Annotated in this window: 5 protein-coding genes; 2 read left to right on the top strand and 3 right to left on the bottom strand. The window is 35.6% G+C overall.

Annotation, left to right across the window (positions count from 1 at the left end; all coding sequences use genetic code 11):
- The 3 genes from NTU89_03005 to NTU89_03015 all read right to left on the bottom strand — a co-directional run.
- Positions 1–375: hypothetical protein (locus NTU89_03005; protein MCX5923514.1), on the bottom strand; the 375-nt coding region annotated here is incomplete at its 3' end.
- A gap of 222 nt (positions 376–597) precedes the next feature.
- Positions 598–1,125, bottom strand: coding sequence for a hypothetical protein (locus tag NTU89_03010; GenBank protein ID MCX5923515.1), 528 nt, complete (start codon positions 1,123–1,125; stop codon positions 598–600).
- Between the two features lie 129 nt (positions 1,126–1,254).
- Positions 1,255–2,634 carry a hypothetical protein gene (locus NTU89_03015; protein ID MCX5923516.1) on the bottom strand — a complete coding sequence of 460 codons (1,380 nt, stop codon included), beginning with the start codon at positions 2,632–2,634 and terminating at the stop codon, positions 1,255–1,257.
- A gap of 243 nt (positions 2,635–2,877) precedes the next feature.
- On the opposite strand from NTU89_03015, the gene NTU89_03020 reads away from it, so the two are divergent.
- Positions 2,878–3,561 (top strand): hypothetical protein, encoded by a 684-nt coding sequence (locus tag NTU89_03020; GenBank protein ID MCX5923517.1) that lies wholly within the window; start codon positions 2,878–2,880, stop codon positions 3,559–3,561.
- 172 nt (positions 3,562–3,733) lie between these two features.
- Positions 3,734–5,116, top strand: a 1,383-nt coding sequence (locus tag NTU89_03025) for a hypothetical protein (GenBank protein ID MCX5923518.1), incomplete at its 3' end; no start/stop codon positions are given.

Raw genomic sequence — 5,116 nt, forward strand, 5'->3', positions numbered from 1 at the left:
AGTAACACCTTGTTCTATTCTAACCGAAATGCCACTAAGTAAAGCAGTATTGATTGCGGCAAGATTGTCTGGTGAGATTGAAAGCTGTGAATAAAATGTGGGATAACCATTTGAATCCACACTATAAGCTATAACTGGAGATGTAGCTCCTGTGTTTGATGTTGTTATTTTTCCTGCCATATTTGGGGTTGCTGTAAAAACCAAGTTGCCATTTGGTCCTGGAGTAAGAGCATATTGTTTTCCTGTGTACACCGGAGTAACCCATAGACCTAGCAATGGTGCTTGGCCTGTGGTTAATGTAATACTTGGTAAAATACTTTGAGAAATCATGAGTGCTAAGGCTGTGGAAAAAAGAATTGTTTTTTTAGAGATCATAAGATTCTTTCGGTTGGTTTTTGATAGATGTGAAAAAATGAAGCCTTTGATTTTTAATAAGTTCTCCTTTTTATTTTGAAATTAAATACTCATGTTTTAAAGAGTAGTTACAAATCTAATAAAAAAACAAGGATTTTTAGAGTTGGTACATGAACGCTTGTTTTTGACACAAAAAAAGAAGGCTTTTAACCTTCTTTTTTTATTGAGTGAGATAGATATATTTTATGAGTTATACCCAGAAGTATTTGAGTTATACCCAGAAGTATTTGAAATCTTTTGTTGAGCTCCTACAATAATCGCAGTTGCTCCACTTATTGATTCACCAGCTTCAGTTTTAGCCTTATTTACTAATGGTAAATTAGCAGCTCGTTTTGCAGCAGATGTACCAAGAACGTTTGGGGCACTTACTTTTTTAACCTGCTCGACTGCAGATTCAACCGCAGAACTAGCGTTTTGAAGTTTGGCTATAGCCATTCCCAACTGTGCTGTAAGCCTCTCCATTTCCGCCTTGGTTTTAGCGTTTGATAGATTTGCCATAGCTTTCATCACAGCTGCTTTAGCTTCAGATGATCCGACGATTGCGTTATGAAGACCAACGACTGCGGAAGTAACATTACCCACTTTTTCTTCATCTGCTGGACTTAAAGGTCTTACTTTCTCAAAATTTCCGCTTCTATTTGGCTGTATTGCTGAAACTGGGATTGCAATTGCCGTAAGAGCTACAAGTAAAATTGTTTTATTGATCTTCATTTGATTCTCCTTTTTTATGGACATATAATTTAACTGCTTACAAGATACTTTAAAAAAGACCTTTAAAACAAGAGTTTTGGGATCTTTTTTTCGCTTAAGGCTCTAGATGAAGAAAGCAATCAATGGTTTCTAGAGAAAACAGTGCAAAAAAAGGCAAAAAAGTGAGGTAGATAAAGAAATAAGGGCTGTTTTTTGGTGTATGCGAAGTGATGGGAAAATAGACCATTTTTTATAAGCAACTAAAGCTACGGTTCCTACCGTCACGAGCCTGATTATAATAATTGGAAGAAGGGTGAGCTGGCTGCTTTGTAGATTACTAGCACTTGAAAAGTAATTTATTGATGCAATTAAGCAGGTGGCGCTGATTGCATTGATTAATGCAAGTGATTTGGATGCTTTTTGAGTTATAAACATCTTTTCATAGGTTATAAAGATATATTCTATAAATCCAGCCAGTATAAACAAAAGAATGTTTATCGTTACGGTTGGGTGAAAACAGGAGCTTTTAAGAAAGCATGGGGCTATCGCCGCAGCTATGGTTATGGCCAGTGCATACAAAAGCTGGATATAGGCATTGGTGATTTTAAGGAAGGCTTGTTTGATTGCCTGTTGATCTAAAATAGTGCCTTGAGGCAAACGAGAAAGCAGTGCGCCGCTTGGAGTGCCTACGCATCGATTTAAAAGCATGTAGAGCAAAATTATGATATCTGTAAATAGTTTTATGTATCCAGCTTTGACCATTCCGAGGCGGTAGGCTAAAAAGAGAATTAAAAAGTTTGGAGAAAATAAAGATTTGGTTATCTGATTGATGTAATTTACTAACTGGTTTGAAATAATTGAGGAGTGATGCGGCGACTTCTCGGCGAGCTCGTTTTTAATTGGAAGTGATTTATAAAAAGAATGTAACCTTTTAATGAGCAGCATGAGCTCAACAAATGATGTCAGCATCATGGGGATAAAGATACCATACAGGTCTATAGTTCGACGGATAAAGTATAGGCCCCAGACAAGGCTTAGATAGCTAACGATGGTGCTAATTTCAAGAATGGTTATCGATTTATTTAAAAATGATAGTTGAGCTAAAGTTTCTAAAGATTTTTTTAAGCTCTCGGTAATAAAAATGGAAGCGATACATGGCAAAAGAGTCGGTGGAATATTTTTTACAAAAAAATTGATCGCTCCAAATTGAGCTAAGAAATCACGAAAAACAAAGCAGCCTAAAACTATGATTAAAGTTATAAAAAACCTAACAAGATATTGATTAATAAGTTTTCTAAACTGCTGCTGGCTAGAGCTGTATTGCTGATAAAATGAAAACAATGAATAATCAAACCCGAAATTAGTCATGCTGATAAAAAAGTATACTGATGAAAATATGGTTCCTGAGATTCCAAACAGTTCTTTGCTTATGATGTAAAATAAACAAACCTGATGAGTTTGTAGTAAAATTTTATATAGAAAAACATTAATCGTGTTCCATAAAATGGCATTTAAGAACAGTATATTCATTTTATAAAGCCTTTCGTAATAAAATTTAGCATACCATAAGTTCCATCCTTCGATACTTTTTTGCTACGCAAGAAGGTGAAATATTTTTAAAAAAATCATAAAAAAAGCCTTCTGCTATGCACCTATCGTGCGATCTGATCGACGTCTCTTTTAAAAGCTGAAATATTTAGATATGATTAAGACTTCAAAATAAGGATAACGTTTTGAAGGTCGAGATAAGTTTTTTCCTCAAAAGGAGAGCTTATGTTCTTGGTCGATGAAAAAGTTGTATATCCTGGCTACGGTGTAGCCTTAATTAGTAAACTGGTCAGAAGGCTCATTTCTGGCAAACAAACAAGTTTTTATGAATTAAAATTTTTCAACAAGGATATGGCAGTATTGGTTCCAGAGGATCGCATTGAAGCGGTTGGAATTAGAAGATTAAGTACAGAGCAAGATTTGAACTCTATGTTCAAATTACTTTCTGAGCCTGTTAAAAAAAACAGTGATGAAGCTGGTGTTAACAATTGGAATAGACGCAATAAGAAGTATCAATTAAATTTACGGTCTGGTGACTTACTCAAGCTTTGCTACATCTATCGAGACCTACAGATCATTTCTAAAACTAAAGAACTTTCTTTTGGTGAGCGTAATTTAAAATCAAAAATAGAATTGCTTTTAATTGAAGAAATTTCGGTAGTTAAAGGTATTGATAAAGAAAAAGCCTCAAAATATTTGCAACGATCTTTTTTATTGGCTCAAAAAGTGCCTGGTGATGATAGTGGTTTTTTAGATGGGATATCTATTCAGCAGATTGAGCTTGAGTCTCAATTTGCTGAATCACAAACCGTGACATATTCTGAAAAATCTTTGCCCGAATTATCATTAAAAGAAAAGCTATCTGCAAAAAGAGCTAAAAAAATATCTGATCAGAGTGTAAATATTTAATTAAAGTTTCTAAACAAAATGGAGGAGATCTTATCTCTTCCATTTTTTTAATGCAAAAAGACTATCGGAATAAATCGAGAGGAGCAAGTTGTTTTAGGGTTTTAGAAGAATCCTAATAATAAAAAAGGTTTAAAGTTTTTGATCGATAAATCATTTTAAAAAAAGGAAAAGTATGTTGAAGAAATATTTTTATGGTTTGCTGATGTCAGGTTTGTTTTTTGGTGATGGAATCTATGCAAATCTTACAACTCCACAATCAGTAGCTTTACAAAATGCGCTTGCCCATAAAAACAGTGGTATATCTAAAAGTGTCAATGGTCCAACTTCTAATGGTGGAAACAACGTTGCAAAAGGCACTCCGGCTTCTTCAATTGTATCTAGGGCGGCAAAGGATTCTGCTCTGATTGATCTTAACCAAAACCCTCTTGATACTAGTTTTAACTCTCGCGGGATAGAGCCTGGGACAAATGTCGTTAATGTCGATGGAGATTACAGCTGGGCGCAATCGGTTGCCATAGACTCGCAGGGAAGAGCTATTTTGGTTGGGACCTCTATGTATGATAGCCTGGGACATTTCGCAGTTGCTAGATTTTTATCTGATGGAGCTTTGGATACTAATTTTGGGAATAGCGGAATGAAGTCATTTTCTATGGTAACTGGGAAAAATAGTTATGCAATGAGTGTGGTAATAGGATTAGATGATGCCATTATTGTTGCAGGGACTACCCGCAACGTATCGAATATGAATCAATTTGCCATAGCAAAGTTAACATCGGCTGGAGATTTTGATAATACTTTTGGCACCGATGGTATCTATTCTTTTTCTATTATAGCAAGCAATAAGCATTGTGAGGCTTTATCTGTTGGAATTGATTCAGATGGAAAGATCATTGTTGGTGGTTATGCTTATAATGGATCAAAGTATCAATTTGCAGTCGCAAGGTTGACGGCCGCTGGAGTTCTGGATACAACTTTTAATTCTACCGGCGTTAATCACTTTTCTATTATTTCAGGACAAGAAAGTAATGCCTTTGCTGTTGTTATTGATTTATCTGATAATAGTATTGTTCTGGGTGGCTCTGCGTATGATGGATTAAAAAACAATTTTGCTGTTGCTCGGTTAACACCTAGTGGAGAGCTTGATACTAATTTTAATGGAACCGGAGTTAGTCATTTTGATATTATTTCTGGCCAGGAGAGCGGAGCCGTTGGTGTCGCAATTGATTCAGATCGTAAAATCGTGCTTGCAGGATATACTTACGATGGTCTACTTAATAGATTTGCGGTCGCTAAATTGAATGCTGATGGAACTTTTGACACTAGTTTTAATGAAACTGGAAAAGCTTACACAGCAATTGATAATTTTATAGGTTTTGATTCTGTTGCGAGTGGTGTAGCAATTGATGTAAATAATAATGTTGTGATTGGTGGTTATACTTATGAGCCTAGCGGATATCAAACAGCAGTTGCTCGGTTTACACCATCTGGAGTTTTGGATAGAAGTTTTAATGGCTCAGGTTCTCAGCCTGGCACAGCAGTTACGACTATTAATGGA

It is taken from the genome of Candidatus Dependentiae bacterium (assembly GCA_026389065.1).
Classification (GTDB): domain Bacteria; phylum Babelota; class Babeliae; order Babelales; family Chromulinivoraceae; genus JACPFN01.